1 protein-coding gene is annotated in these 678 nt (G+C 47.3%); it reads left to right on the forward strand.

The annotated features are described in order from the left end of the window. Positions 1 to 260 precede the first annotated feature (260 nt). Positions 261 to 678: hypothetical protein (locus ACR0C6_RS21825; protein ID WP_480621252.1), on the forward strand; the 418-nt coding region annotated here is incomplete at its 3' end.

Below are 678 nucleotides of genomic sequence, written 5' to 3' on the forward strand. Positions count from 1 at the left end.
CGTGGTTTTGGTCCAATCGACCTCGGCGCTGCGCGCAGGTCTCCGCATTACTCGGCATTCTGTCAGGCAGACGCCACACTCGCCGTCAAGAGTCAGCCCTTCTGTTGTGTGAACCTCAATTTTCCAGAAAAGCGCGATTACTTGCTCATGAAGTCGAGTTAGTCGCAAAAGCCCTTAAAATCAGTACACTTCGGTATTACTGCGAAACAATCCAAGAAGATGAGACCACTTCATCTGGCAGACTGCATGGAGAGTAAGCTATGAACGCCCCTACGTTTAACCAAGATGGCAAAAAAGTATTCTTCGATATCTCAGGACTAATCGACTATATCAAAAAAGTTGATCGCTACTCGGGCATTCAGCGTGTTGTTGTTGAGTTGATCTCAGAGTTTTCTAAACTAAGCGATCCAAAGCTTGTTTACCTTTGTTGGTGCGATGCAAACTCCGGTGTTCAGCGCTGTTTGCTTCTGGAGGAAATGGGTCGAGAAACCCTTACGTCGCCAGCTAAGCTGCGGCAGATTTTCTATCCTTGGAAATCCGCGCGCTCAAATCTTCCAATGTTGGACGGGTACCGGAACCGCCCTGCAAAGTATTTCTTCCACCGCACCAAATTGGATGTGATGAGCTTTCTCAGAAGAGAGTCCGTATTTCGAAAAAAGGACATGTCATCAGAGATGT

The sequence above is a fragment of the Ruegeria sp. AL12 genome (assembly GCF_056540885.1).